General features: G+C 50.8%; 29 protein-coding genes and 1 pseudogene. 5 read left to right on the top strand and 25 right to left on the bottom strand.

Annotation, left to right across the window (positions count from 1 at the left end; translation table 11 throughout):
- Window positions 1-2: 2 nt before the first annotated feature.
- The 7 genes from BV494_RS25180 to mobA form a co-directional block, all read right to left on the bottom strand.
- A complete protein-coding gene (locus BV494_RS25180; protein ID WP_104925512.1) occupies window positions 3-1,001 on the bottom strand; it encodes a TcpQ domain-containing protein in 999 nt (332 codons plus the stop codon).
- Between the two features lie 427 nt (window positions 1,002-1,428).
- A complete protein-coding gene (locus tag BV494_RS25175; protein ID WP_192938243.1) occupies window positions 1,429-2,040 on the bottom strand; it encodes a hypothetical protein in 612 nt (203 codons plus the stop codon).
- A gap of 41 nt (window positions 2,041-2,081) precedes the next feature.
- Window positions 2,082-2,456 (bottom strand): HNH endonuclease, encoded by a 375-nt coding sequence (locus BV494_RS25170; RefSeq protein WP_104925510.1) that lies wholly within the window; start codon window positions 2,454-2,456, stop codon window positions 2,082-2,084.
- A gap of 595 nt (window positions 2,457-3,051) precedes the next feature.
- Window positions 3,052-3,261 (bottom strand): TraY domain-containing protein, encoded by a 210-nt coding sequence (locus BV494_RS25165; RefSeq protein ID WP_104925509.1) that lies wholly within the window; start codon window positions 3,259-3,261, stop codon window positions 3,052-3,054.
- Between the two features lie 201 nt (window positions 3,262-3,462).
- Window positions 3,463-3,735: a helix-turn-helix transcriptional regulator gene (locus BV494_RS25160; RefSeq protein ID WP_104925508.1), complete on the bottom strand. Its 273-nt coding sequence runs from the start codon at window positions 3,733-3,735 to the stop codon at window positions 3,463-3,465.
- 110 nt (window positions 3,736-3,845) lie between these two features.
- Window positions 3,846-5,810, bottom strand: a complete 1,965-nt coding sequence (gene traI, locus BV494_RS25155) for a TraI/MobA(P) family conjugative relaxase (RefSeq protein WP_104925507.1) — start codon at window positions 5,808-5,810, stop codon at window positions 3,846-3,848.
- Window positions 5,810-6,151, bottom strand: a complete 342-nt coding sequence (gene mobA, locus BV494_RS25150; protein ID WP_104925506.1) for a plasmid mobilization protein MobA — start codon at window positions 6,149-6,151, stop codon at window positions 5,810-5,812. Before mobA ends, traI begins: the two co-directional genes overlap by 1 nt.
- 243 nt (window positions 6,152-6,394) lie before the next feature.
- Here mobA and BV494_RS25145 point away from each other — a divergent pair, with 243 nt between their 5' ends.
- Window positions 6,395-6,703, top strand: coding sequence for a molybdopterin-guanine dinucleotide biosynthesis protein MobC (locus tag BV494_RS25145; RefSeq protein ID WP_104925505.1), 309 nt, complete (start codon window positions 6,395-6,397; stop codon window positions 6,701-6,703).
- 191 nt (window positions 6,704-6,894) lie between these two features.
- Here the strand turns inward: BV494_RS25145 and BV494_RS25140 are convergent, their stop codons facing one another.
- Window positions 6,895-7,764, bottom strand: coding sequence for an LPD29 domain-containing protein (locus BV494_RS25140; RefSeq protein ID WP_104925504.1), 870 nt, complete (start codon window positions 7,762-7,764; stop codon window positions 6,895-6,897).
- A gap of 58 nt (window positions 7,765-7,822) precedes the next feature.
- Window positions 7,823-8,224 (bottom strand): hypothetical protein, encoded by a 402-nt coding sequence (locus BV494_RS25135; protein ID WP_104925503.1) that lies wholly within the window; start codon window positions 8,222-8,224, stop codon window positions 7,823-7,825.
- 173 nt (window positions 8,225-8,397) lie between these two features.
- Between BV494_RS25135 and BV494_RS25130 the strand changes: the two genes are divergently transcribed.
- The gene (locus BV494_RS25130; protein WP_104925502.1) at window positions 8,398-8,613 is read left to right on the top strand and encodes a hypothetical protein; all 216 of its coding nucleotides are present in this window, start codon (window positions 8,398-8,400) and stop codon (window positions 8,611-8,613) included.
- Between the two features lie 253 nt (window positions 8,614-8,866).
- Here BV494_RS25130 and BV494_RS25125 read toward each other — a convergent pair whose 3' ends face one another.
- The 10 genes from BV494_RS25125 to BV494_RS25080 all read right to left on the bottom strand — a co-directional run bounded on the left by BV494_RS25125 (window position 8,867) and on the right by BV494_RS25080 (window position 16,251).
- Window positions 8,867-9,727, bottom strand: a complete 861-nt coding sequence (locus BV494_RS25125) for a DUF4942 domain-containing protein (protein ID WP_104925501.1) — start codon at window positions 9,725-9,727, stop codon at window positions 8,867-8,869.
- Between the two features lie 48 nt (window positions 9,728-9,775).
- Window positions 9,776-9,976, bottom strand: coding sequence for a hypothetical protein (locus BV494_RS25120; protein ID WP_104925500.1), 201 nt, complete (start codon window positions 9,974-9,976; stop codon window positions 9,776-9,778).
- Window positions 9,973-10,308, bottom strand: coding sequence for a hypothetical protein (locus tag BV494_RS25115; RefSeq protein WP_104925499.1), 336 nt, complete (start codon window positions 10,306-10,308; stop codon window positions 9,973-9,975). The genes BV494_RS25120 and BV494_RS25115 overlap by 4 nt, the downstream gene beginning before the upstream one ends.
- A gap of 924 nt (window positions 10,309-11,232) precedes the next feature.
- Window positions 11,233-11,457 carry a YubE family protein gene (locus tag BV494_RS25110; RefSeq protein WP_104925498.1) on the bottom strand — a complete coding sequence of 75 codons (225 nt, stop codon included), beginning with the start codon at window positions 11,455-11,457 and terminating at the stop codon, window positions 11,233-11,235.
- Entirely contained in the window at window positions 11,454-12,137 is a 684-nt protein-coding gene (locus BV494_RS25105; RefSeq protein ID WP_104925497.1) for a DNA methyltransferase, read from the bottom strand. The genes BV494_RS25110 and BV494_RS25105 overlap by 4 nt, the downstream gene beginning before the upstream one ends.
- Window positions 12,138-12,690: 553 nt before the next feature.
- Window positions 12,691-13,254, bottom strand: a complete 564-nt coding sequence (locus BV494_RS25100) for a plasmid SOS inhibition protein A (RefSeq protein WP_104925591.1) — start codon at window positions 13,252-13,254, stop codon at window positions 12,691-12,693.
- The gene (locus BV494_RS26485; RefSeq protein WP_104925496.1) at window positions 13,155-13,406 is read right to left on the bottom strand and encodes a plasmid SOS inhibition protein A; all 252 of its coding nucleotides are present in this window, start codon (window positions 13,404-13,406) and stop codon (window positions 13,155-13,157) included. Before BV494_RS26485 ends, BV494_RS25100 begins: the two co-directional genes overlap by 100 nt.
- Entirely contained in the window at window positions 13,403-13,849 is a 447-nt protein-coding gene (gene psiB / locus BV494_RS25090; protein WP_104925495.1) for a conjugation system SOS inhibitor PsiB, read from the bottom strand. Before psiB ends, BV494_RS26485 begins: the two co-directional genes overlap by 4 nt.
- A 39-nt stretch (window positions 13,850-13,888) precedes the next feature.
- Window positions 13,889-15,958, bottom strand: coding sequence for a ParB/RepB/Spo0J family partition protein (locus BV494_RS25085; RefSeq protein ID WP_104925494.1), 2,070 nt, complete (start codon window positions 15,956-15,958; stop codon window positions 13,889-13,891).
- A 62-nt stretch (window positions 15,959-16,020) separates the two neighbouring features.
- Window positions 16,021-16,251 carry a DUF905 domain-containing protein gene (locus BV494_RS25080; protein ID WP_104925493.1) on the bottom strand — a complete coding sequence of 77 codons (231 nt, stop codon included), beginning with the start codon at window positions 16,249-16,251 and terminating at the stop codon, window positions 16,021-16,023.
- Window positions 16,252-16,923: 672 nt separating this feature from the next.
- On the opposite strand from BV494_RS25080, the gene umuD reads away from it, so the two are divergent.
- Window positions 16,924-17,340: a translesion error-prone DNA polymerase V autoproteolytic subunit gene (gene umuD / locus BV494_RS25075; protein ID WP_104925492.1), complete on the top strand. Its 417-nt coding sequence runs from the start codon at window positions 16,924-16,926 to the stop codon at window positions 17,338-17,340.
- A 4-nt stretch (window positions 17,341-17,344) separates the two neighbouring features.
- The gene (umuC, locus tag BV494_RS25070; protein WP_104925491.1) at window positions 17,345-18,610 is read left to right on the top strand and encodes a translesion error-prone DNA polymerase V subunit UmuC; all 1,266 of its coding nucleotides are present in this window, start codon (window positions 17,345-17,347) and stop codon (window positions 18,608-18,610) included.
- A gap of 37 nt (window positions 18,611-18,647) precedes the next feature.
- Here umuC and BV494_RS25065 read toward each other — a convergent pair whose 3' ends face one another.
- The 6 genes from BV494_RS25065 to BV494_RS25040 form a co-directional block, all read right to left on the bottom strand.
- A complete protein-coding gene (locus BV494_RS25065; RefSeq protein WP_104925490.1) occupies window positions 18,648-18,968 on the bottom strand; it encodes a hypothetical protein in 321 nt (106 codons plus the stop codon).
- Window positions 18,965-19,402 carry a hypothetical protein gene (locus tag BV494_RS25060; protein ID WP_104925489.1) on the bottom strand — a complete coding sequence of 146 codons (438 nt, stop codon included), beginning with the start codon at window positions 19,400-19,402 and terminating at the stop codon, window positions 18,965-18,967. The genes BV494_RS25065 and BV494_RS25060 overlap by 4 nt, the downstream gene beginning before the upstream one ends.
- Window positions 19,403-19,404: 2 nt before the next feature.
- The gene (locus BV494_RS25055; RefSeq protein WP_104925488.1) at window positions 19,405-20,520 is read right to left on the bottom strand and encodes a ParB/RepB/Spo0J family partition protein; all 1,116 of its coding nucleotides are present in this window, start codon (window positions 20,518-20,520) and stop codon (window positions 19,405-19,407) included.
- Window positions 20,513-21,391 carry a ParA family protein gene (locus BV494_RS25050; RefSeq protein ID WP_104925487.1) on the bottom strand — a complete coding sequence of 293 codons (879 nt, stop codon included), beginning with the start codon at window positions 21,389-21,391 and terminating at the stop codon, window positions 20,513-20,515. The genes BV494_RS25055 and BV494_RS25050 overlap by 8 nt, the downstream gene beginning before the upstream one ends.
- A gap of 250 nt (window positions 21,392-21,641) precedes the next feature.
- Complete coding sequence (locus BV494_RS25045) at window positions 21,642-22,709, bottom strand: hypothetical protein (protein ID WP_104925486.1); 1,068 nt, start codon at window positions 22,707-22,709, stop codon at window positions 21,642-21,644.
- 521 nt (window positions 22,710-23,230) lie between these two features.
- Complete coding sequence (locus BV494_RS25040) at window positions 23,231-23,635, bottom strand: JAB domain-containing protein (protein ID WP_104925485.1); 405 nt, start codon at window positions 23,633-23,635, stop codon at window positions 23,231-23,233.
- A gap of 418 nt (window positions 23,636-24,053) precedes the next feature.
- On the opposite strand from BV494_RS25040, the pseudogene BV494_RS25035 reads away from it, so the two are divergent.
- Window positions 24,054-24,578, top strand: a pseudogene (locus tag BV494_RS25035) (Fic/DOC family N-terminal domain-containing protein); the annotation flags it as partial.
- Window position 24,579 lies beyond the last annotated feature (1 nt).

Genomic DNA, 24,579 nt, shown 5'->3' with positions numbered 1-24,579 from the left:
CTTTATTTCCCGTCACTGATAACTATCAGGCACTGCTGCCGATAGCCATTAACGAAGAGTGGTACCTGCGCATGGCGCCACAGGATAAAGAGCTGGGCCGTTGCATCTTCAAAGTTGGAGGCGGTGAAGTTCAGGGGAAAATCGACCGGATAGTCCGTTCCCGTATCCCAGCGCACCGTCCATTTGCCTTTTTCGGGCCGACAATTCTCCTGTGTGGCCCAGAGCATAAATCCCTGCCGGAGCGTGGAGCCTTTATCTATCTTCCAGACTTTCATGGCAGGCGCAGGTGTTCTGACCTGGACAAAGGAACCCGGCTTAACAACGCCGCCATTCACCTGGGGAGAAGACGCCCCCCGGAACGGATTTCGGTTATGAGGATCTAAGTCCGCAGGTTTTACCGGCCCGACCAACATCGGTGTGCCGACAACTTTACCTGTGATTTTTGCTGACTGAGCGGACTGTATCGGTTCAACGGCCACCGTGTGACCGGCCTCATTGATGGTTGCCTTAAGACCGCGTGTGGCCAGCAGTTTGTTCGCCACGTTCACCCAACGATCATTACCCGACCACTGCCACAATTCGGGCGAGTCGGGGAAGACCGTCTTATCAAACACCAACGTATGTCCGGGCGGGACGATTTTTCGCAGAGCAGAACGCAGCGTCGGTGCAGCGCCCCCCAGCCGCACGAAACCATCGGCGGGACCGGCACCTGAACTAGGCGGCGTCACGCTCACAACAGACGGTTTGATGGAAGGCGCGGGAAATAACGCAGGTCGAGACAACAGCGGCGTTAACGGTTTAGCGGCTGAAGGCGAAACTGGCCGCTGTGCGGACGGTCCGCTCTGGTGAAGTCGATACTGCATGGCACTAATATCGGCGGCGCTTCGCGTGAGATAGCCGTCCACCACGCTGCCTGAAGGCGGTCCGGTGACGGTGGCCGGTGACGCACAGCCGGTCAACAGCAGGACCGGAAACAGCCCTGCCCGTTCGGTAAAAGACATAGAAGTGACTCCGGAGATGCAGGGGATGTTTCTGTAAATGGATTAACGCAGGAGAGTCTGCAACAGATTATTGCGCCACACTCTCGCAGTGACCGCGCTCATGCCTTTGAGTCTTCTGTCGCTCAATCGCCGCTGATAACCGGTGCACGTCTGGCTGTCGTGCTGCTTTACCGGAACTATTTTTGATGTAGGAACCTTGACCCGTCGTTACACAGGCTCGCCAAACTTAGCGACTCAGGGCAACATCATGACTGTTGCATTGACATTCGCCTGCGGTCTTCCCGTTTTGCTACTTCATAAGAAATTCATCCCTCCAAAAACGGCAAACTCCGCCGGGGCGGGTTAGTCGATAACAATCTCGTCTGTTGAAAACTCGCCCCCTTCCAACTGAGCGAACATCGTATCTCTGAAAATACCCACCCTCACCTCAAATGGGAAAGTCGGCACGAACGAGCCAGACGACATACTTGTCTTTGACCTGCTGGATGAGAAGCAGCGACTCGCCATTGTGAAATTTAATCCGGCCCGAGTTAAATACCTTATTCACAGGTATGGCACTTCCTCCTTCGGGCAGGTTTGCGCTGAGTTCGAAACTGACGAAGTTCAAGGGGAATTTGCCAGAAAAAGGCAAGGGGTTGAGTACTGCGGTGAACACTCCCGCCGACGACCCCGTGACGAAGGGGATAGGGTGCCCAGGAGTAGTTACTGATGAGGTTTCAGTTATCAAATCAACTCTACCATGTTCACTGAAAATCCCCGGAACTGCACGGTCATGTGAACGAGGAATGATTCGAAGTCTATCCCCTTCATTTAGCGACGAAGGAGAAATACTCTGCAAGCTCCGTAAAACATCCTGCATCCCTGCTGCTGAATCTGGCGTAAAAAACCAAGTCTTAACTTGAAAAAATACACAATCTGCACACTGCTGTGCCACCGGCACAGCAGGTAAACCCTGAGTAGATGTAGAGCATGACGCAACGAGCAGTGGTGATAGCAATGCGAGGCAAAGTGATGCCCGCCGCATTAAAACTCGGTTCATTTGAAATTTCCCAAAATAAATAGTAGTTGAATGACCTGCCTTCAGGCAGCAGAACTAATGTTGAGAGAAGAGACTGAAGTGGATTCTGAGCGCTCAGCGATACACCGTTCGAACCAGAATTTAACAGGGGTAAGGGTCGGACTGACCAGGCCAAAGCGCAGAGCTGTGCGAAAATTGATGCTGTGCCTCTCTGCTCGCTCTACTTGTTCGGCAAGCATGGAGCGAAACGCTTCGGGAGAGGCATTACCGCGTGAAGAGTGGCACTCAGTGCAGACGGGAGCAATACCGTCGTCAACATACACCTCCCCGATGTCTTCTACGTGCCATCCGCGGGCAGGGAGATCACTGCCACAGAAGGCACAGCAACCACCAAACTTCGTGCGCAACACTTCACGTTTTCTTTTTGTCAGTTTCATATTTCACCTCAAATTCTACCCACCAACCTGGGCAACAGATAAAGCAGAAAGATATACTGCGTAAGCGGTTCCGGGCCGACCCACTCACAAAGGAGTGGGCCTGCACAGAATGCTCTTTGTCACTTAGCGTATGTGGATTGATACCATCAGGGATGCCCGTTCACGACCGCACGATAGTGCAGTGCTAATCGTCTCCAGATACAGGTTGCCCGACGGATCGCCCCGGGACATGAAATGGATACATCGAATTTGTACGTAGGGGGATAACGGTAACGCACCACAATTCCGACTTCGCGTTGTCCCGGCCAGTGAAATGAGCGCAAAAAACAAATTAGTTAATAGTTTCGCTCTTTACACCGCCCCGCCTTCCGGCGGGTTCTCCTGATGTGTGGCAGGCCATGACTTAGCCTCCGGACATCTTCCGCACATTAGCAATGCATGCCGGCAAGAGAGGACCTTGAGATCAGGATTAAACGGGCACGTTGTTAAAGAGCGAGCATCCGGGAAAAGATAATGGGACACCCTGCGTACCCGTGAGAGTGCGCATAATAAAGTTTCAAAAAAAGTCCGGCATTATAAATGCCGGCAAGAGAGATTATTTATCTGTATCGCTGCCTTCGGCAGTAAAACGGCGCCCTGGTGTGGCGAGATCGGTAAAAGCCTTTAAATGGTCTTCGAGACGAACATACGCTTCACGGGTATTACTGCGGCCAGAACGGTCAGCAGCCTCACTTAACATTTTAGTCATCTCAGGAGTCAGTCTAAGAAGGACCGACATCCCTTTTTTATTATAGTGAGCAGGCATGAATGCATTCCCGTGAGCAACTGTATGGTTTGTGTTAGCAATGTAAGTATTAGATAGGATTTTTCCTAATTATGTAAACCCCCCTTTTTATAGGGGGGTGATATATCTCATTGAAAATATTAATTAATAAATAAAATCCTGCAAAATTCGCAGGCTTAGGAAGATTGAGATTTTTAAATTTGAGTTTAAATAATAATTAACTCAATTTTCATTATACAAATACAGCGAAATACTCATCAGTACCCTGCTAATAACTATTGCACGCAATAATTTCATTGAGCTGACACCGAGACGCTTCTGAGTAGAGTTGAGGGATTCCTTAACAGTATCCGAGGTAACTTCTCTGAGTTCAGCAATATCTTCAACGGATATTCCCCCGAAGACCAACATACAAACGTGTACTGATTGTATTTCAGTCAATTCTGGAAAAAACTTGCGCAAAGGTGAAAATTGAATAGGATCGATGGCAGCCATTGCAGCCTCCTAGTAAGGTTGTTGTGGTTAGCTGGTTGTACAGGCTCCAACCCCTGTGCAATCAGCGACTTATAAATACTGATATATCTATGTGCCTCGCATCAAATCCCTCAAGGTCGTGGTAGTGCTATAGACGGCTGGTTATTCTCATCGTCTCGTGGTTGTCTTTCAATTCTGTGCTGTTCTGTTATGACATCGCTTTGACGATAATGGATTTCCGTAGCGATGACACTCGCCTGCTGCTTGCTGTCACTAACCTTGAAATGACGCCCGTCATCATTGTTCAGGTTGCGAACGACACCTGAATAAAGCACCCGATTCACAGCTGTTGGTTCACCCTGAACTACAGCATGATCACCACTTCTCCAGACAGTAAGCTCCGCAGCCAGATCATTATTAAAACGGTCGGATTTAGCATCTGAAGAAACGTAAACCTCCACGCGATCACCAAAGTCCGTAACGGCAGGCTGGCCACCACGAAGATAACAAACTGTACCGTCACGTAGAAGGTGGGTTTCATGTTCATTTGAACGGAACAACGGGGCGTCATCGGCTGGTCCAAAATGTACAACCGCGTTAGGCTGGCCAACTGTTTTTTCCTGCTGACGTGTTTTACGTTTATCCCGATATGCCCAGCCACGCATCTGACTGACGGCAGCGACGTTACCCTGTAGTGCCTCACGTTCTACCCAGTGTTTCCAGGTGAGCGGACGCGCCGTTCCGGTTTCCGCAAGTTCCTTACGTTCTTCACGGAGTTGCAGGCGTAACTCAGCCATCGCTTTCATTTTTTCAAACTCAGCAACACGATACAGAAGTTTTCGTAACAACGGGTCACGGACGCTCTGCCGTACGTGAGATTTCATCGCCATACAGTGTGACGAAATTTGATGGAACCGGGCACGAACGCGCAGGTCTGGCTTCTCCCAACCTGCGCGATATGCGTCAAAACGAGCGCGAAGAATTTCACGCACAACAGCCCTCGCCTCGCGACGTTCACGACGGATGTCCTGGTCACGAACATGCAGCTGCGGCATATAAACTGTATCCATTGTAACGATACCGTCTTCAGGGCATTCAGGATTGAACGTCGGCGGTGCCGCCTGGAAACCACCAAAGCGCTGTTCCATTGCAGGCAGACTGATAGCCGGGTGAACGTCTGATGCTTTGACACTAATGCCTTCCGGTCGAATCAAATCATAGACGGCTAATCCACCATTCTGTTCACGTAATCCGAGCCCTGAGGTGTGCAGTAAATTATGCAAAGATACCCAGTCCAGACGGCCATTTTCATCTACATGACTAATGGCCTCACGGGTTTCACGAACGGCGTACCCATGAAGACTTTCACGGTCTGAAAAAATCTCACGTTTGGCAGCACCACGGGGTACTGCTGGCATATTTCGACGGGCACGATGTAGGTCACCATACTCATCCATATTCCAGCTTCCGTTATCAACCTTAAAGCCCAATTCACGTTCCAGTACACGACAGCATTTCTGCAAAGTGTCCGCATCGTTCCACATATTTTGTGCGCGAAAAGTTTCCGGGTGAACACGGTTAGCAGACACATGACAGTGAATGTTGTCAGTGTCCCGATGAATAGCAGCGACGTACTGATGGTCTTTCATACCGAGGCTTTCCAGACTATAGCGAACACTGGAAAAAATAGCGTCCGCAGTCGGGTCTTCATCACCCTGCCAGCTCAGAATAAAATGATAAACGGCATCTTTACAATGACGGTTTTGCATCGCCGTCATGTTCATCTCTGCGGCTGCTGACCCTAAAGAAAAACAGTTGGTTTCACACAGCACCTCACCAGAGAGCACTCGCTGAATGCCCTCTGGTGACATGCTGATAATCTGAGTTGATGACTCTTGGCTTTCCCGGCCAACATAACTGATAAGACGTCCGAAGCCAGGAGTAGTGACGTACTCTGTGCCCGGAACATGAGTATTCGAAATCTCTGCGGATACCACGTCACCCTCTTTCTTTTCGGCACGCGTGCTGACATAAGACACCAGCTTGTTGAAGCTGGTTTTCTTGTCGCGACGCTTTGTCGGGATGATAACGTTCATCAGTCTTTAATCTCTTCTGCTGGGACAGGTGTCATGTCGAGAGCGTTGATTGCAATGACGATACCGGAAAGAACTTCTGAGAATTGACGGCTAAGTTCAGTTGTCATGGTTTCATGCATTTGGGAATACAGATGTTTTTGAAGACCACCCAGTCGCTTCAGCTCATTCATCATTCGGATATCCGTTCGCACCATAATCCGGCGGTTCATTGCGGAACGACGCAACAGTTCTGACGTTGAAATCCCTGCTGCCATCGCCTTCTTTTTGATGGCCTCTGCCTCAGCTTCAGTACAACGAAGTTGAATTAATGTGTTCCTCTGACGCTTTTCACTTTTAGCCATAACTCAACCTTAACTCGGTGCTGGGGTGTCGGGGCGAAGCCCTGACCAGTAGTTTTGTCATGGCTGTCTGCGTGCAGACGGTAATGACAAAACATTTCCTGTCCCTTATTTTACTATCATTTCACGGAATTTGCCACTGCATATATGAAAATTGAATTTACGTCAAAGGGAATGAAAAAACTGGAAAGGTCTGTGGGTTTGGGGTGAAATGGTGTTTTCAAATATCATGAAAGGTTTACATCAATGGCTATTCAGAAATTTTTCACACAGGAACAACTGAATCTGGCAAAGCAGAAGTTAGAAGCGCTACCTGATTTATCACCAAACAGAATTTCTCGTGATGACCTTCTTTCATCACTGAGTAAGGATATCGTCATGCTTTCAACCCAGAAAGGGTACAGTGCTGCTGACATAAAATCAGCGCTTGAACTGGTGGATATTCGCATTACCGAGAAGGCAATTCAGGAAGTTATCAGAAAGGAAAAATTAAATTCTCCTAAGAAATCCAGAATGGGTTCAGCAAAAAAAATCAGCAACTCTGCTACTGAATGAATCTGAAATTATGATGCGTAAATATGATTATTTCGGTTGAACAACAGAGTTACTTCTGAGTATAGAGGTGATGGAAAATATTGTATTTACATCGTGAATTACGGGGATTTATAGAGAACCAGCTCAGTGCGAACTAACTTGTATTCGAGCGAACGGAAGAATAGAGGGGTGACAGATGCCACCCCATGTACTCACTCAATTTCACCTAATACCTGATGAGTTTTTGACTGCAAACCGTGCAGGAATACTTCGCGTTTTTCCGACCACAGAATCCCGCTTCTGAATTCGGAGACCGTCGGCGGCGTATCATAGCCGAGATGAAACTCTTGCAATATTTTCGCGATCGCTTTCTCAACCATTGCATCGGAATAGGTACGATGAGAATCGGGATATTTTGCCGAACCAAAGACCTTGTTGAAGGGACTTTCTAAATATTCGTAAATATCCTGCATGGCGTTAAAATGTCCGTCTTTGTATTTTTTTATCACGGCGTCCACCTTCTCGCACGTCGGGCCATCTTCCCAGCTCACATCAACGGAACCATAGTGAGGGTTTCGCACAGAGAATTTTACACCGGTAAACTGTTTAAGCTCCTTACGGATATTTTTTGCGGCTAACTTTCCGCTGCTGCACTCTCCCTGTTCGAGTTTCGCATATTCGGGAGCCGTTCTTAACCGCTCAACTTCAGCATTAAATCGCGTGGTATTTTCCTCTTTCTCACGTTTTGCCTCTGCTTCCTTCTCTTTCGCGTTCACATATAGCCGGTGAATTTCTTCCGCGTCGGCTATTTCGTCTAAAACGTCCCACTGTACGCCGCGCAAAATACACTCCGGCAGGCGGAGGCTGAATTTTCCGCAGTCATGCACAATGTCAAATTCCGCGTGACCACCGGAAATAACGACGCCGCCGCCCAGGGGTTTAACCGTATCCGGCCTTTGTTCTCCATGAATTTCATACACCACGCCGCGCCCCAACCAATATAAATTTGTCGTTACCACAGAACCGACGACAACCGGTGTACGGGTTACTGATTTTTGTGAAAGCGCACTTATCGAGATCATGTTTTAGCTCTGGTAAAATAGAGGGGAACGCCTCCCCTTAAATCGAAAAATGAATGAATTACGGTTTACGTGGACTGCGTTCTGCGTCCCAATAGTATTTTTCATGCATCAGCATCTGAGCCAGGTCGTGGCGGGCATTTTCCACCGCCAGCCGCCCGGCCTGCCCGTATACGCGGATAGCCACCCGCTGCGCCGCAAACCAGAAACTGGCGATATCCCATAAAATCTTCGGTTTTCTGCATGACCAGTCAGTCACGCCGTATATCAGAACGTTTTCAGCGAGCTGGCCAACTAACGAATCGACTTCCTTTTCTTCCTGTTCACGCTGGAATTGCAGATCCCCCACACTTTCAAGACGACGAAATAAAGCGCGTTGTTCGGCGATAACGCTGATGATTTGCGCACATCTTTCGGGCGTTTTTCTTGTGGCGGTGTTGTCGTTGACGTGATGTGTGTGCATGCGGGTTCTCTCCTGTTTGTGAAAATCATCTAACGGTCTGTTATCTCGCGGCAGGGGCGCCGTAGTGAGGGATGGGGGCAAGAAACAAGGGGCCGCTTGCGGCATTTATCCTCCCTTGTTTTTGCACACAGACAGCACTACGGTTTAGCCCCCCGCGCGGTAACGGAACCGTGATGAAAACAACGACCAGGAACGGATGCGCTAAGGCCGCCACGACGGAACGTCGTGGCGGCCTTAGCGCAGGTGGCGGTATCACCGGCAGTTCAGGCGGCGCGGCCTTTGGCCGCTGCAAGCCCGCCGTTGCGTCAGGATGGAAGCCCGCGGGCAGAGCCCGCAGGGGCAGAGACAGCTTGCTGGCTCTGTTCACGACAGCCGTGCCCGCAGGGTGACGCCCAGTCCCGGAACATGTCGCCGGACACTCAGCACAGAAGGAAGAAACAGAGGGAAAACCAGAGCTACAGCAGGAAGACCAAAAAGAGTCGTACCAGGAAAAGAATAATGAGGGGGAAAAGAGATAGCGCATCAGGTTGGACAAGCTTGTAAAATGCGGGGGGAACCGCCGCGGCGCAGCCGCAGCAGTTTCCTGCAAAAGGTTTTAACGGCGGCGAAATTTGGCGGAGTCTCCCCCGCCATCGCTCGGGTCTAAAGCCTCGGCGGCAACATATTCGGATAATGCCGGGCAACAATGTCGTTTATACGGTCTACCAGTTCAGGCCGTTTAAAGGTGATATGCGCCGTTCCCTTCATGTAATAACGCATCGAGAAATATTCCGCCTCGTAAACCGCGCCGGAAAAACCCTCACGCTCGAAATACTCCCCGAATTTCGCCCCCTCAGACACGCGGTGATCAGGCACGTTGCGCCCTTCCAGTAGATAGAACACTTTGGTCAGGTCATCAAGCTTTGACCGCCCAGGCGTGCCGAGATAATTGCGGCCGCTGCTGTAACTTTCCATCAGGCGGGAAACGATGATTTTTTTGCCAAACCGGCACGGGCTGTTAGTTTTGTAATCCCATGACAGCGATTTAAACAGGTCGATCACCCCCTGCTCAAAAGTGTCATTTTTACTTACGTGAAGCTGGTTAAACGTCGCCAGCACCGTATCTAGCGTAATTTCAGGCATATTTTCGCCCGATACCTGCCTGTCCCATTCATCGCGCTGGCGGGTGCTCATCAGGGTATACATGCCGGTTTCAAGCATCAGCCTGTGCCAGATTTTGCCGTCGATCGTTTTTCTGATCGCATCCTGCGCCCGCTTCGGCTGGCTTTCCCAGTTAATGGCGTCTTTCACGCAGATGTCATAGCCATAAAGTGATTTGACATTACAGGCATCCAGAAACAATCGGCGGGCAGAACTGAGCAACGCCAGCGCGTCGGTAAACTGCTTCAGACCGCTTTCACGCAGGGCAATAATGCGGTCAATCGAAACGGACGGGATCACCTCCCCCGCCTGCTGTCCGTTGATTTCAAAATCCGCTATCGCTATTTCATGTTTACTCATCATGTTCCCCTCAAAGTCATTGAATTGCCGCCCCGCAGGGCGGCAAGGTAATCAGGCGTAAGCCCGTTTCAGTTCCAGCGTGCGCAGCACCTGTCCGAGTTCACTCGCCCGCATCGCGGGCACCCTGACGGACTGGCGTTTGCGCAGGCATTTGGCGATGTGACGGCCCAGCGATTTAAGCGGCACAGCGATGTCCTGACTTTTGAGAGGTTCCCGCAAAATGCGCAGGTGTTTGTTGGTGGTGTTATTCATAGCCCCATCTCCCGCGTGATCCGATTGATGATCGACGAGTGTGTAATAGTGGCTTTGTCGCAGAACGTGAAATAGCGATCCCCAACTTTCGCGTAAATGTCAGTCACGTCGCCGCACACCATTTCCGCAAGCTTGAAAGATTCGCAATTCGCGTCCCCCTGCCAGTCCTTCGGGTACATCACCGCAATTGCGTCCATAAATGCTTTTAGAGTAATTTCCTTAATTTCGGTGTAAGACTGTTCGCTACGCAACTGCCAATAGACTGACTCCGCGTCTGAGTTCCATTCGGAACGATCGGGATTATCGAACTCATTGATTTCGGGTAAAAACATATAGGACTCCTTTGAGTTTGGCGTTTCGCCGAATAGAAGCGCGGCCTTCCGTGCTTCTATGTACTTAATTATACTCCATTTATTCTCACAATCAACACTGATAACATAAAATATTTCGCATGCGAAATCGTTTTTTCGCCTTCTGAGACTTCACTTCTACCCTAAACGAGCAGAGTTATCCTAAGCCGTTTTTGCAGGCGGCAACGGTGTTACATAAACCGAGTTCGTCAAAGGCCGCCGGTAGCCCGCGACAGCGGTTTCCGGCGCATATATCGCACTCTCCCCGCCCTCGCCCTGCTAAGCCATACGGGCTTAAATACCACGCCATACGTATAATGACGCTGGCGAAGCCCCCCTTAGCGAGCTTGCGAGCTGTAGGGGGCGTGCCTCAGTTAGCTGAGGCTACGGGCGGAACTACTCCCTTCCTTAGCGGCCGGTTTACCGGCCAGTGTCTGTGCGGCGGCGAAGCCGGCTGCGGGGGTTGACCTGGCCGTTGCCATCAGACCCTAGCCGTAGGCCGTAACCCCAGCGGGGTTACGCGGAGCTTACCGGCTTGTCCTTGCCGGTTAGCGCAGTCGGGCTCGACGATTGACCAGCTTGCTGGTCATGAGCCGAAGGGGGCCATGTCCCGTGTGTGACTTATGCGGGAGAAAATATTCAGGACGAGTGGGGAAAGGACGAACTCCTGCCACAGCAGCCACAGCAGCCACAGCAGGATAATGAAAACATCAACGATCATTCACTGGCAAACAGTCAGAAATCAGGCTCTGCCTTTCATTCCATAGGAAGGTATTTTCCAATCTGGGAGAACGGGCAGCCGCAGTGGCGTAGCCACAGCAGCGCCTGTTCAGTGGCCGTTGACGTTCGCCCTGGCAAAAGCGAATGCAGGCTATAGCCCCGCCGCGCGGGGCCATGCTGCTACTGTCAGTCTTTAAAGGCGTGGTCGAGTTCGTTCACCTGTTTATAGATTTCCAGCATCTGCGCGCTGAGCTGGTTGATCACCTGACCGGCGAGGCGCTGCGTTAACTCTTCGCTGCCCCAGAAGTATTTCTTCTCAAACGCCCGGAACTGCTCGCGAAGTTCAAACGTTGCGTTTGCCAGCGCCGCCACATCCACGCGCAAATCAATATTATTCTGATAGTTGCTCATGCCATACTCCCGAACTGCTGAAAGGTTGAAACCGGCATATCGGAACGCGGACGCTGAAATTCTGCCAGACGGCGCACGCCCGCCGCGTGGTACTGCTCTAACAGCTCGATGCCAATCCAGCGACGCCCGCACTGCGCGGCCGCCACGCAGGTTGAGGCGCTGCCACCAAACGGGTCGAGCACAATATCGCCCGGCTGCGTGAAGCATTCGATCAGCGGCCGCAGGGAAGACACCGGCTTTTCTGTCGGATGGTAGCGATTGCCGGAATACGCCCACGGCATTACGTCCGGCAGCGGGTTTTCCGGCAGCGGCGGACGGCCTTTGGCCAGCACGTAGGCGCATTCATGCCGGTAGCCCACAAAAGCCGACTTTGACGAATAGGTTTTGGTGAATACGAGGTGCCCGACAACCCGGAACCCGGCGGCTTTCCACGCGGCCATAAACTGGTCGATGCGGTTCCAGCCGTAAAAACTGACCGCCAGACTGTCATTCTTGAGCACCCGGAACATCTCGCGGCTGACCGGCAATAACCAGTCCCCCTGCTTATCGTTGGCAATGGAACGCCCGGAACGGTCGGTAAACCCGACGAGATACGGCGGATCCGTCAGGATAAAATCGACGGAACGGGACGGAAAAGTTGACATAACCTGCTGACAATCACCCAACACAAAACGGGACATAGCGACACTCCACATACAGAGAACCGGAACCGGCCGGCGCCGTGCCCCCACGACAGACGTGCCATAGGCCGAGCAAAAAAGGGCTGACGCGGAAGCCGCAGCGCTGGTATGAACGGGCTGAATGCGCCGTGAATACCGGTGACCGGGTGACAAGGCAGGTTTACGAACCCTTTGAAGGGAGGCGGCACGTCTACAGTGCGGGCACGGGGTTGGCGCTAACTTTTAGGGTTCAGGCCGCGACAGTCGGGCAGGACTACGGCACCAAGAATGACCAGGAACAACGAAGGCGGCGCAACGCGACATCCTTAACGTTCCCGCCCTGGCGGGGACAGTGCCAGCGGCGCGGCATCTGCCGCTGCAAGCTGCGATAAAAGGCGTCAGTGAACAAAAAATGCCGCAGCGAACCACGGCATTGAGGGGGCAGGGAAGACATTATTTACCGCTGAAATATTCCGGTCGTCGTGCCTTCGCAAACATATTCAGACACCAGAACCGGAGCACCCGAACAGGGAATATGCGGATAATGCCAACGCAGGGGATATCGCCACATCGGTCACCTCCGGATATCGTTCAGCCGGTTAGGCAACGTCTGGTCATCGAGCCGCTGCTGAACCACCGACCGTTCTGTCAGTTCGCCTCCCAGCGCATCGAGGATCGCCCACAGCGGCTGTCCTGAGCAAAATCCCCTGACCTGCAGGCCTGTATACCTCTGCCCCCACCCCAGAAGCATCTCCGTCAGGTCGTCATCGTAGATGCCCCGTTTTTCCTGCTGGCTGTACCATGCGGCGAGTGCTGACGGCGTGACGAACGCCAGTTCGATTTCAGCCTGTGCCACCGCGACCTGATACCGCCTGCGCTTTTGCTGCCGCGCCTTTTCCTGCTGGTTTTCCCTGCGGCGGTAGCCCACATCCCATCGCCGGTGTTGACGCTCGGCGTGCCGGTAGGCGGTCTGCGGGAAATACTGGCCGACGGCGCAGCCCGACAGCGGCAGCGGGCAGACGCTGCCACGGCTTTCGATCAACTTATCGAGCGCCGCCAGATAGCGCGCTTTGGGTTCACCGGCGCGGTCTTTCGGATTGTAGTTTGACGCCGCACGGCGCACGTCTGCCGCACCGATGCGTCCTGCCCCCCGCCGCGCAGCTGGCGGAGCAATGCCACCGCGTAGGGGTACTGACCGCGCTGCCGACGTTCTTCCACCTCGATGATGGCCTGCAGTGCCGCCCGCTGAAACGGGTTCACCGGAACAAGAGACAAATGACGGGGGATCATACCGCGGCTCCCGTCTGTCGCAAGGCGGCGGCCAGACGTTCGGCGGTGGTGAAACCGGCAGACACCAGCGTCGCAACCCTCTGCAGTGTATAAAAGATACGCTCAGGGTCGAACGTCTCCGAGCAGTAAATCCACGCCACGCTCTCCCCCTCATCAAACGGCAGGCACAGCCGCCAGAAAGGCACGTCTGCACTGCTGCTGAACAGACAGACGGTGACCGCAGGATACGCCAGCGGTGACAGCCTGACGTTGACCGGTGCATCGCCGCCAAACTCACTGCGGTATTCGATATCGCATGCCCAACCCTCCGGCAGATGGAGCTGGCGAACCACCTCGCGGCTCAGGTGGCTGCGGTCGGTTTCCCCGCGCTCTGCGTACTGTTCCAGCTCACTGCCGGACATCGCGTGTACTTTGGCAAATGTTAATATTTCGTTCTTAGTCATGGTGATAACTGCCGTCCCTTAACGGGACGGCATTCCCTGTCAGGCGGCAATGCCGGTGGTTTCAGATGGGGTTTCGGCGTCGGTTACCGTGACCAAGTCACTTTCCGGCAAGGCGCTTGGCGCAATGACCGGCAACATACAATCAGGCACCCAGCGGGTATGTGTGATGTCCTCTTCAGCCCGTTCGGCGGCGTCGCCCTTCTTCATTTTGAGGACATCGCGCGACGCCCCGCTCAGTCCGGCATCGAGCAGACTGTCAGCAATCTGCTCCTTGCTGATGCGTCCGAAGAAGTTTGCCTTGGTCGGCAACCACCAGTCGCGCAGCGTGAAGTTCAGCAGCGCCTCGACCGGTTCGAGGTCTTTGCCCGCTTTGCCGTCTTTGTCGCTCAGACGTTCTGATGCGCCGTCGAGCGTTTTAGCCAGGCAATAGCCCATCACATTAATCAGCTGCTGCGTATCCCACGTCAGCAGCCAGTCCCAGCTTTTATGCCAGTCTTCGGGCAGCAGCTTCAGCCACGCGTCGTGCATCGCGGTAAGGTGCTGCATGGCCAGACCGTCGGCAGACGTCGGCGCATTGTCGAGCATCAGGCCGGTTTTGGCATGCAGCGTCACCTTGAGGGTCGAGGCGGTGTAAGACCGGTGGTTGAAAGTGGATTTCAGGCAGTCGTGGACAAAAATCACCAGTGCCATCTGCGGCTGCTCTGCCAGCGCGGCCTGTACGGCTAACGTGCGCTCGCTGGAAAGGCTTTTGGCCAGTACGGCAGACAGCGTTTTCGCTGGCGAAACCTCCGGCGTACTGTTCTCGGTACGGGTGCTGCTGAGGTGCGGGGTCACCCCGCTGTTATTGCCATCACGCTCAGTTTCCGGCAGGTCGCAGCGCTTCATGATGCCGCGACGCACGGACAGTTCACCGCGCAGCAGTGACACCACCACCCCGCCTCGGGCACGGACATCGTCAGACCATGCCCGAATTTTCGCCGCGCCTTCGATGCCGTCCATTTCTGCCTGACAGGCGTCTGCAGCCTGTTCCAGTGCGGCATGGTCAGCATCATCGCCGTCGTCCTGCTCTGACAGTTCGTCCAGCTGCCTGCCCAGCTCGGCCATGCGCGTACTTTGTTCGTCGGTAAACGCCGGATTGGGCTGTCCGAGCAGCAGGTAAAGCTCAGCGTCTTCACCGTAGGTGGTAACGCCCTCGCTTCGCCCCTCTGACCATGACCAGCCTTCTGCCTGCGCGATACCGACGGCGATTTCGGTGAGTTTCTGTCGGGTCAGGGTCTGCAGCAGTACGGTATCGCTGATAAACCCTTCGTCGGTGAACAGGTCATAGCGGAACCCGCCGCCCGCCTGTTCGTAGACGTCACGTCCGACGAACTCCAGCAGGCGGTTACCCACGGCGGCCACTTCGCCGCGCAGCACCTCATTGCGTAATTCCTTTGGTGTTTTGTAAATGCCGTAGGCATTTTTCCACGTATTTTGCTGACGTTCGTGGTCTTCGCTGGCAGACAGAGCCACCAGTTGGTCAACGTTGATGTTGTCTTCAGCCAGTTCGGCGAGTAATGCCGGAGCCATCCCTGCAAGTCGCAGGAATTTCTGAACGTGTTTGGTGCTGTAGCCCATCGCGGCTCCGATTTCTGCCGCCGTTTTTCCGCTGGCACTGATGCGGGCGAACGACATGATCTGGTCAGCCGGATGCATGCTTTCGGTCTGCAAGTTCTCGATGGCAGAAATCACCTCTGCCACGTCGTCGCCGACAATTTTCACCGGCACGGCGTAATCCGGCGCGATCGCCCCCGCGACAAGCAGGATATTCAGCGCACGGAAACGGCGGCCACCGGCGGCGGCACCCAGCTGACCCTCGGGCAGGCGGTGCACGATAAGATTATGCAGGACGCCCACGGCTTTGATGGTGTCGGCCAGTTCTTGCAATTTCACCGGATCCGGTTCTGCTTTGCGCACATTGAGTGGAGACAGAGCCAGCTGGCTAAATGGCACCATTTCTACCGGCACGTTAACCAAAGCCTGCTCTGTAACTTTGATTTGCTCTTCGCGGTTCACTATCGGGGACAATTTAGCTGATTTGGATGCCGTCGTTTTTTTAGAGTTTGACATGATAATTCCTCAGGTATTTGTTGGGCATACCGGAGGCTCTAAGCCTCCGGCAACTTAATGACTTATTGGTTTTTCACGCCTTCGCTGGAGATGTACTTGTTAAGCCCCTCTCCTGCGTTAGGCTCAAAATTCCATGCACGCCAAACCATTTGCCCAAATACGCGTACTACTAAACGGAAATGAGTCCCTTGATCATCCTCAATAGCCACATTTCTATAAGCAGCAGCAACAGCCTCGGCTTGATCGCGAGTAAAGGTTCCTGATGGTAATAAAACGATATCTGCATCTTTCATTTGAAGACTCCTTTGAGTTTGGCGTTATGCCGGATGTAAGGGCGGCCTTCCGTCCTTAAGGGTCTATTATACCGCTAAATACACTATATTATCAATGCTGATAATATAAAATAAACATTATTAATTTCGCATGCGAAATCTTACTACCTTGCCATTTATTGAATTCCCCCTTCATCAGATCGCTTAGGTGAGCTGGATGTTCTTTTGCAGGCGGCAGCTGGCTGATATTAATGCTCGGTGTCCATCGCCGCCGGTAGCCCGCGACAGCGGTCACTAATGTATATATTCCACTCAGCCCGCCCCTCGTCCTGCTAAGCCAGGCAATCGAACAACGTGCTCCGTGATTAATATGCCGCTGGCGAAGCCCCACGTTTGCGAGCTGGCGAGCTGTATCGTGGCGTGCCTCAGCTCGCTGAGGCTTACGAGCGGTCATTTGAGCTAAAGGTGTTGCGTCAGGATGGAAGCCCGCGGGCAAAGCCCGCAGGGGCAGAGACAGCTCGGCTGGCTCTGTTCACGACAGCCGACAGGACGCCCAATTACCCAAAATTTGTAGTATTTATTTCTTTATGTAAAACAGACTAATAAAAAAACCTCCGTCCTCAGACTTGCTATCTAGGAATATCCGACACCATAATACTGTATATATAATCAGTAGTTTTTTTTGGTGCAATAATGAAAATATTCACAGTAAGCAATGAAATACCATCGAAAATCCCTCTATTTTTAGATAGTTGCCCTTGTGGATTCCCTAGTCCTGCTGCAGATTTTGTTGAGCAAGAGCTTGATTTAACTCAATACTGCATCAAACACCCAAGTGCCAGTTATTACATTCGTGCAGAAGGCGAATCCATGATTTTGGCAGGAATAAGTAGTGGGGATTTACTGGTTGTTGATAGAGCGGAGACTGCGAGACATGGTGATGTTGTTGTGGCGGCCATCGATGGTGAGTTTACGGTTAAACGATTATGCACACACCCCCGCCTGGCTTTAGAGGCTATGAATCCCGATTATGCAACAATGTTTGTTAATCCGGACAGCTTGGAGATATTTGGCGTTGTAACGTACATAATTCACAGCACTCGCGGGTAAGACAATGTTTGCATTAGCAGATTGCAATTCGTTTTACGCTTCTTGCCAAAGCCTTTTTCGGCCTGATTTACGCGGTAGACCTATAGCAATTTTGTCAAATAATGATGGTTGCGTTATAGCCAGGTCGAAAGAGCTTAAAAACTTAGGAATCCCTATGGGAATGCCCTATTTTGAGCTAAAGCCGCATATTAAAAAACATAATATTGCAGTTTTTAGTTCAAATTATGCTCTTTACGCGAGTTTAAGTGCGCGCGTGCATACGGTTTTAGAATCCTTGGCATTAAGATCAAGCGTTTACTCTATTGACGAGAGCTGGCTCGACGTAACGGGCATCGATGCCGTTCAATCTTTTGACAGCTTTGGTCATCATGTTCGTAACGAAGTATTCAGACATACGGGGTTAATGGTTGGAGTGGGCATAGCACCCTCGAAAACCTTAGCTAAAACTTGCCAGTATGCTTCCAAAAGATGGCCCGCAACGAAAGGAGTTGTGGCCCTTACTGACCCCATTCGGATACGTAAGTTACTCGCACTCCAACCCATAGGTGAAATATGGGGGATCGGCAGGAGGTTAACAGCCAAACTTAACGTCATGGGGATTGAAACGGCACTGCAGCTGGCTGACACAGATATCCGCTTTATAAAGAAAAATTTTGGCGTGGTGATGGAGCGCACTGTCAGGGAACTGAGAGGAGAAAGCTGCATACCAATGGAAGAGATGGTTCCTGCGAAGCAGCAAATTATCTGCAGCCGTAGTTTTGGCCAACGAATATCAGAAGAGCATGAAATGAGGCAGGCTATTTGTCGATATGCCGAGCGAGCCGGAGAAAAGCTTCGCCAGGAGAAACAGTTTTGCCGGCATGTTTCTGTATTTATGCGAACGTCACCTTTTGCGAATGAGCCACAAAGTAGTCTATCCGGCACAGAGAAACTTCTCACAGCAACGCAAGACTCACGCGACATAATAGCTGCAGCCCAGCGCATCATTGACAGAATCTGGAAGCCTGGATTTCGCTACGCCAAAGCCGGCGTCATGCTTAATGACTTTTCTCCTACGCGGTTGGCACAGCTATCTCTCTTCGATGACCAATCCCCACGTCCAGGCAGTGAGGCATTAATGTCGGTCGTGGATAAAATCAATCAGGAAGGGCTTGGGAGAATATGGTTCGCAGGCCAGGGAATTGAACCTGCGTGGCAAATGAGAAGAGAGATGCTATCACCCGCATACACAACAAGATGGGACGAGCTTCCGAAAGCAAAAATAGGGTAGACAGATTTCGCATGCGAAATCTGGTCCCATCATTACTTCAGGCACGGCGATACAACGATAAAATTTGCGGGGTTAGCCGATAGAATGGTTTTGACCAGCGACCGTTCCTTAGAACAGACAGCGTCGAGCCCTCGACGCTGGTATCTAAATACAGGATCTCAATCACTTTGGCTTCGCTTAATTTTTTAGCCACTGCAGAGATGTTGGTTTTTTTCAGGCCGGTTTCTGCTTCAACTGAGTCCGCTTCGGTATCAGTAACTCCTGCATCATAGGAGTCCAGAAGGTATGCAATCAGAGCTCGACCATCACTTTTTCTACCCGTCTCCAACAAGATTTTTTCCAACTGCATGAACGTCATGGAGCCACCTTCTTAGTTAAGCGGTAGCGCTCATCTTCTTCAATGGCCGCACATATCCATCCAGTTGCCAACGGCCGATCGATGGACGCCGGCAGGCCTTCAAGCAAAGCAGTAAGTTCTTTAGATTTACAAAGCTGAATATAAAGTGCAGCAAAACCAGCCCATTCCTCATCGGCGACAGGACGCCACCCATTTTGCAAAAGTAACACGAGCGCGGCGAGTGCGGCCCATAGAGGAGTAACTCCTGACTTCCCCCATTCTGCCAATGCTGTTCCTGGCACAGGCTTCAACCGGCGGACAAAGCCATTATCCACCGCGATGTCATTAAGGCGTGCAGCTGCTTCAGCCGGGCTATGCTCGGATGAGATGTGCCAGGTTTTGACGATTCGGGCGCGGAAAGCGCCCGACATTTGAGTAAACGGGGTTATTTTCATAGTCATGCTTCCTTCACTCCCCGGACAATCAAAGAAATCGCTTCAACGCATCTTTCACCGGATGGAAATTGAACCCAAATCATGTCGCTTTCTGCAGGCACTTTCAGGAGAATATGGCCATGCTCCTGACCTAAGGTAACCATTACTTTTGGCAACCCCTCACGAACATCGCTTGATGGTACGACAACATCAGCTTGATGCAGATCGGCAGAAGTTTGCGCATTGCCTGTTAAGGTTTCGTTATCAGGCTCGTGCTGCTCGCCATCCTGTTTCAGATCGTCTGTTAACTGCGGTTTTTCTTTTGTCTTAGGGGCCTGTTTAGGTTTACGGCCCTTAATCCCATCCAGAACTGATTTCGCCTGCGAACGCGTTAGCTTTTCCTGTCTGGCGATAGTCGCTAAACGAGATGCTTCCTCAGGCGCCGCGTCGTAGATTTGGCAAAGTGTATAAACTAAATCTACATCAGCAGTGATCTTGTCTTTCAGCAGAGAGGTGATCACCGCCGGCGCATCGCACAAGCGCATGTGTTTACTTACAAATGCCGTCGGTTTACCGAGTGACTTAGCTATCTGTTCCCCAGTCATACCCCAGTCATTTTTCAATTTGAGCATTGAGTTAGCTGTAGCCAGTGGCTTTAATCCTGACTGGTGTAAGTTTTCAATCAGCTGCCCAAGCAGTCGTTTTTTGTCATCATCTGGGGGCGTGCCTACATAAAGATCGATGAACTCATCCCCGCGGCGTCGTGCTGCCCGGACACGTGTTTCCCCTAACCAAATGCGGTATCCGTCCTTATCGCGCGGAAAAGCCCGAGGAGGGGTGAGAATACCGACTTCAGAGAAAGTGTCTGAAAGTCCTTCTAACGTCGACTCTTCGAAATCCTCATCTGGACGCACCTGCTCCGTTGCATACACTTCGCTTAAACGCACCCGTACTATCTGGCCACCGGCAATCAGTTCAGGACGTGCGATATCTGACAGTAAGTTATGTCCGCCGCCTGCAGCTGCGGGAGCGGCCGCGGTTTCTCGCTGGATCAGGTTTTCCTGAACGCCAGGTACCGAGGGTTGTTGAGCACCTTGTTTATTGCGCGCGGCAATTTGCTGCTTGAAATTCTTAGCCACGGTCAGCCTCCTGGATCAGCTTCACCAGCTTATGAGTCAGTTCGTCATACTGTTTAGCCGGTAACGAGTTAGGCGAGTACTCTTTAAACGTCAGACCCAGCTCTATCGCTTCTTTTGCTGTGGTAGCTACGTAAGAGATATACGCCAATACTTTTGAATCGTCGTATCCACTGTTTTGAAGGATCTCAAACAGCATCCGGAGGTTTTCGGTATCTACTGCGGTGAACCGTCCCTCAAGCAACTCTTTCTTGTAATTCGACACCACAGCTTGAGTAACGTATACGCCGAGGAATGACAGCCGCGGGTTGTAGTTCTTTTTGATTTTCTGCATGTAAGCCAGCTGCTTGGCCACGCCATTTCGTGATGACTTCTCAAGCAACGTTGGGATGATCAAATAATCGGCCACAAGATGGCTCGCTATCATTACGTTTGAATACGACGGGTTAGAATCGATAACGATGAAATCATATTTTTCCCGAAGCGCTTCAACGCGATCTTTGAAATCGAAGATGCAATCAGTCGGGCGATAGTTGATCTCGTTCAACTCATAGGTGGTACCTATAAAATGGCGGCCATCAGCCAAAACAATGGGCTGAACGTCAGTATTTATGAAAAACAGTTGATGCGTGTGGGCGCCGCCCGGTGTGAACTCATGCTTGAAAGGTTCACGCTCTATTTCTAACGGCATTCCTTCTGGAAAAGTGCGCTCGGTAAAGCCGGCGGTCCAGTCCATATCGATACAAAGAGTTTTAAAGCCTGACTGCTGGAGGTTATAAGAGATCTCGTTAGACGATTGTGATTTAACTACGCCACCTTTCTGATTACCAACAACGATAACTTTACCGAGCGCAGAAGCCTGATTGATGCTCATCGTTACTTCCTTTTGAAATTTCGCATGCGAAATATGTAGTGTGATTGGATGGCGTAGCTAGATATCGCCGTGAACAGAAAAAGAACACAGCGCGAATCGAGTTAGAGAGAATTTAGTGCGTAGAAGCAGGGATATTTTTTCGATTATCATGATTTCTCCTTTGAGCCTGGCGTATGCCTGAGTATTCAGGTGGCCGCCCACCTGAATACTTAAGTTAACATTTCAATCTTTAGATATCAACACCGATATTTTATTTTTGAGGTAAGTTTTCAAGCATAGGCTTAACTTCCCGAGTAAATACCGCAACTGCATTGACGCTGATGCGACGAACCCACGTATTGTTACGATAGCGGGAAAACTTGAAAGCCTTCTTACACAAAAAGTCGCGTACTTCTGCATCTGGCTTGTATCCAAAATGGATCTCGATTTTGCCGTCATCACTTTTGCGTATCTCGATGCCGTTTCCCAATACCTGAGCAATTTCGGGGGCAGCCTGCTGCAAACGCTCTACGTCCTTCACCCGCTGTTCGAGCCGGCGGATTTCTTGATTATTGTTTGAAAGCTGATAGGGCCAGAACGCGATGATTTTTGCGGAATAATCGGATGACTTAAGCATGGACAGTGCTTCATCTAATGGGATGGCAAGCTCGTCTACCAACTGCTGCGCGCAACGATCTCTCATTTCGGCAGATACCCCTGCAGGAGACCCTTTCTTATAAACCTTTCCGACAATTTTGTTGGCTGCCTTCATAGTTTCCTGAAGCTTAATACGGTCATTCAACTTACTGATGAGCAGCTCGTTGGCGTTCGGAGCATTAGAGGCGATAGCAACGCCATTGCCAAAAGGCATGACTCGCTTCAGGAAACGATTAGGGGAATGTGTCGTATAAGCAGTAACGGCCGCGTACTTATTATCGGCTGAAGCATTACGTTTACGCTGACGCTCTACAGGGAAACGGGCAGGGCCTGTAATCATAGGGCTTGCACAGGTAGACATGGTCGCCAAGTAGCCCATAAACAAAACCTTCATGCGCTGCCGGTAAGTCTCGAACCACTCCTCCAGCTGTTCTGGCCAATCTGCCTGGATCACCGCATTACGGGCGATCGCATTTTCAATCTCTAACGTAATACGGGTTTTCTGTTCTGTAATGCGTGAGGCATATTCCACCTGTATTTCTAAGCCACGTTGTTCTGGGGAGAACGATACATTGTGAAAAGCGCGCGCAGCGATATCAGAAGGAATATCAATGAGATAAGCTGAAAGCTCAGGGCGTGTTGATAAGATTCTTACTTTACGTTCTTGCAAAGACTGAGACATGAATTGCTCCTTTGAGTATGGCGTATTCGCCTAGGTACAGCTCCGGCCTTCCGTCGCTGTGTGAGTATTATAACTCACATTACATCTAATTATCAATATAGATAATTAAAATAACACGCATGATTTCGCATGCGAAATCTCTAACTCTTCCATCTCCAAATTTGTCCATAACCAGCGCAAACACAAAGCACTGACCAGAGCGCGTAAGGCACCTTATGGTCTGTTTCCAGCCAGCTCTTAGCGTAGTTCTGATCAACATCCATAAGTAATGCAAATTCCTGGATACTCATGCCTGCCTGGGTTAACACAAAAGAGAGCTCTGTTTTATTTGGTGCAACCCAGCCCAACGAAACAGGTAAAAGACACTCTTTCTAAGAGTGCAGGGGGTGACTTCGTAAACTGCCTGCATTTCCATTTAACACTCCTAAAGCCGCCACAAGGGCGGCAAAATTAAAATTAAAGCCAACCACGCTCAGCAAAAGAAACCGTAGTTCCGTACGACGACGATATGATCAAGTAACTCAACCCAGCATTGCCGCGACCTTTTCAATTAGAGCCGTTACGCGACGATCTTCTTCGCTTGGCTCTGAATAACCTGAAGGGTGATTATGAGAAAGGATGAACGCACTGGCATTCAACGTCATTGCTGCACGAATAATCTCCCTCGGATAAACATCGACGCTTTTCACGGAACCAAAAAACATCCGACGATATTCGATCAGCTTGTTTTGAGTATTAAGGAATAGGACCGCAAAAACTTCTCTCTCCTCTGCGGCTAAATCCAAAGACAGAAAATCTTTAACAGACTGACTGGAATTGAAAGTCACATCCAGAACCTTCATGCGGCCTTGGAGTATCTGTTTAGCCATTTCGATGATCGTGGTGTCAGATTCAAATGTGTTTGTAACTGTATTGACGAGATGCATTGATATCTCCTGTGAGACTGGCGTTACGCCGGGCAGAGATACGGCCTTCCGTATCTCTATATGGCTAATTATATTACATTAAAAATAAAATATCAATACCGATAATATATAATACACATTTCGCATGCGAAATATTAGAGGAGGTTTTTAAGGGCAGATTGTTTTAAGGTCAGAGGGGCGACTAGCAAGAGGGCAGAACTTTAATTATTCTGACGTTAATCTGTATTTCTTAAATGAGTAAGAAAGACGAGGACGAAAAATTTCTCAGGGAAAGCCTTGGACATAGGGAGTATATGTCCCTATGTCAGTTTTAACCCTTGATGCTAAACGCATAGGGATAATTAAAGATGTTTTTAATCCACAATAATGTTATTAAAGAAATCTTTAATTAGATGCGGCGCTATTAAAGGAATCTTTAATGAATAGAGTTACAGGCAGTTACGTAGTCACTGAAAGCCATAATGAGGAGGTACACTCATTTATACCTGCAGCGTTGCCTCCAGCGAGGCCCGACCTTGAACCTGAATCCTATCGTGACCTTAACAATAAAGCTGAATTGGCATTGGCCAAGTTGGACGGGATGTCAGGCCTGGTTGCGTCCGGAGAATGGCTGATTTATAGCGCGATACGCAGAGAAGCACTCCTCACTTCGCAAATAGAGGGCACTCAGGCAACCCTAACAGATGTCTTCGATAATGAAGCCGGGTTATCAGTGGCAAATGCCAATGATGTTGAAGAGAGTAACGAACTATTTGCAGGCATACAAATATGTTAGACAGCAGATCCAGTCTCCCACGGGTTTACCAGTATCAGTACGGTTACTAACTGAAGCTCATAAAATTCTGTTGGCTGGTGTAAGGGGGCCCAAAAAGAGCCAGGGAACGTACGTATCAGCCAAAACTGGATTGGAGGAACGCGGCCAGGAAATGCTGTATATGTTCCGC

The sequence above is a fragment of the Rahnella sikkimica genome (assembly GCF_002951615.1).
GTDB classification, from domain to species: domain Bacteria; phylum Pseudomonadota; class Gammaproteobacteria; order Enterobacterales; family Enterobacteriaceae; genus Rahnella; species Rahnella sikkimica.
This window is presented reverse-complemented; position numbering and strand designations above follow the sequence as displayed.

What these genes read in the sequence shown, in the direction of transcription:
- BV494_RS25180 (WP_104925512.1), bottom strand. Translation starts at nt 1,001, where the DNA reads ATGTCTTTTACCGAACGGGCAGGGCTGTTTCCGGTCCTGCTGTTGACC.
- BV494_RS25175 (WP_192938243.1), bottom strand. Translation starts at nt 2,040, where the DNA reads ATGAACCGAGTTTTAATGCGGCGGGCATCACTTTGCCTCGCATTGCTA.
- BV494_RS25170 (WP_104925510.1), bottom strand. Translation starts at nt 2,456, where the DNA reads ATGAAACTGACAAAAAGAAAACGTGAAGTGTTGCGCACGAAGTTTGGT.
- BV494_RS25165 (WP_104925509.1), bottom strand. Translation starts at nt 3,261, where the DNA reads ATGCCTGCTCACTATAATAAAAAAGGGATGTCGGTCCTTCTTAGACTG.
- BV494_RS25160 (WP_104925508.1), bottom strand. Translation starts at nt 3,735, where the DNA reads ATGGCTGCCATCGATCCTATTCAATTTTCACCTTTGCGCAAGTTTTTT.
- traI (WP_104925507.1), bottom strand. Translation starts at nt 5,810, where the DNA reads ATGAACGTTATCATCCCGACAAAGCGTCGCGACAAGAAAACCAGCTTC.
- mobA (WP_104925506.1), bottom strand. Translation starts at nt 6,151, where the DNA reads ATGGCTAAAAGTGAAAAGCGTCAGAGGAACACATTAATTCAACTTCGT.
- BV494_RS25145 (WP_104925505.1), top strand. Translation starts at nt 6,395, where the DNA reads ATGGCTATTCAGAAATTTTTCACACAGGAACAACTGAATCTGGCAAAG.
- BV494_RS25140 (WP_104925504.1), bottom strand. Translation starts at nt 7,764, where the DNA reads ATGATCTCGATAAGTGCGCTTTCACAAAAATCAGTAACCCGTACACCG.
- BV494_RS25135 (WP_104925503.1), bottom strand. Translation starts at nt 8,224, where the DNA reads ATGCACACACATCACGTCAACGACAACACCGCCACAAGAAAAACGCCC.
- BV494_RS25130 (WP_104925502.1), top strand. Translation starts at nt 8,398, where the DNA reads ATGAAAACAACGACCAGGAACGGATGCGCTAAGGCCGCCACGACGGAA.
- BV494_RS25125 (WP_104925501.1), bottom strand. Translation starts at nt 9,727, where the DNA reads ATGATGAGTAAACATGAAATAGCGATAGCGGATTTTGAAATCAACGGA.
- BV494_RS25120 (WP_104925500.1), bottom strand. Translation starts at nt 9,976, where the DNA reads ATGAATAACACCACCAACAAACACCTGCGCATTTTGCGGGAACCTCTC.
- BV494_RS25115 (WP_104925499.1), bottom strand. Translation starts at nt 10,308, where the DNA reads ATGTTTTTACCCGAAATCAATGAGTTCGATAATCCCGATCGTTCCGAA.
- BV494_RS25110 (WP_104925498.1), bottom strand. Translation starts at nt 11,457, where the DNA reads ATGAGCAACTATCAGAATAATATTGATTTGCGCGTGGATGTGGCGGCG.
- BV494_RS25105 (WP_104925497.1), bottom strand. Translation starts at nt 12,137, where the DNA reads ATGTCCCGTTTTGTGTTGGGTGATTGTCAGCAGGTTATGTCAACTTTT.
- BV494_RS26485 (WP_104925496.1), bottom strand. Translation starts at nt 13,406, where the DNA reads ATGATCCCCCGTCATTTGTCTCTTGTTCCGGTGAACCCGTTTCAGCGG.
- psiB (WP_104925495.1), bottom strand. Translation starts at nt 13,849, where the DNA reads ATGACTAAGAACGAAATATTAACATTTGCCAAAGTACACGCGATGTCC.
- BV494_RS25085 (WP_104925494.1), bottom strand. Translation starts at nt 15,958, where the DNA reads ATGTCAAACTCTAAAAAAACGACGGCATCCAAATCAGCTAAATTGTCC.
- BV494_RS25080 (WP_104925493.1), bottom strand. Translation starts at nt 16,251, where the DNA reads ATGAAAGATGCAGATATCGTTTTATTACCATCAGGAACCTTTACTCGC.
- umuD (WP_104925492.1), top strand. Translation starts at nt 16,924, where the DNA reads ATGAAAATATTCACAGTAAGCAATGAAATACCATCGAAAATCCCTCTA.
- umuC (WP_104925491.1), top strand. Translation starts at nt 17,345, where the DNA reads ATGTTTGCATTAGCAGATTGCAATTCGTTTTACGCTTCTTGCCAAAGC.
- BV494_RS25065 (WP_104925490.1), bottom strand. Translation starts at nt 18,968, where the DNA reads ATGACGTTCATGCAGTTGGAAAAAATCTTGTTGGAGACGGGTAGAAAA.
- BV494_RS25060 (WP_104925489.1), bottom strand. Translation starts at nt 19,402, where the DNA reads ATGAAAATAACCCCGTTTACTCAAATGTCGGGCGCTTTCCGCGCCCGA.
- BV494_RS25050 (WP_104925487.1), bottom strand. Translation starts at nt 21,391, where the DNA reads ATGAGCATCAATCAGGCTTCTGCGCTCGGTAAAGTTATCGTTGTTGGT.
- BV494_RS25045 (WP_104925486.1), bottom strand. Translation starts at nt 22,709, where the DNA reads ATGTCTCAGTCTTTGCAAGAACGTAAAGTAAGAATCTTATCAACACGC.
- BV494_RS25040 (WP_104925485.1), bottom strand. Translation starts at nt 23,635, where the DNA reads ATGCATCTCGTCAATACAGTTACAAACACATTTGAATCTGACACCACG.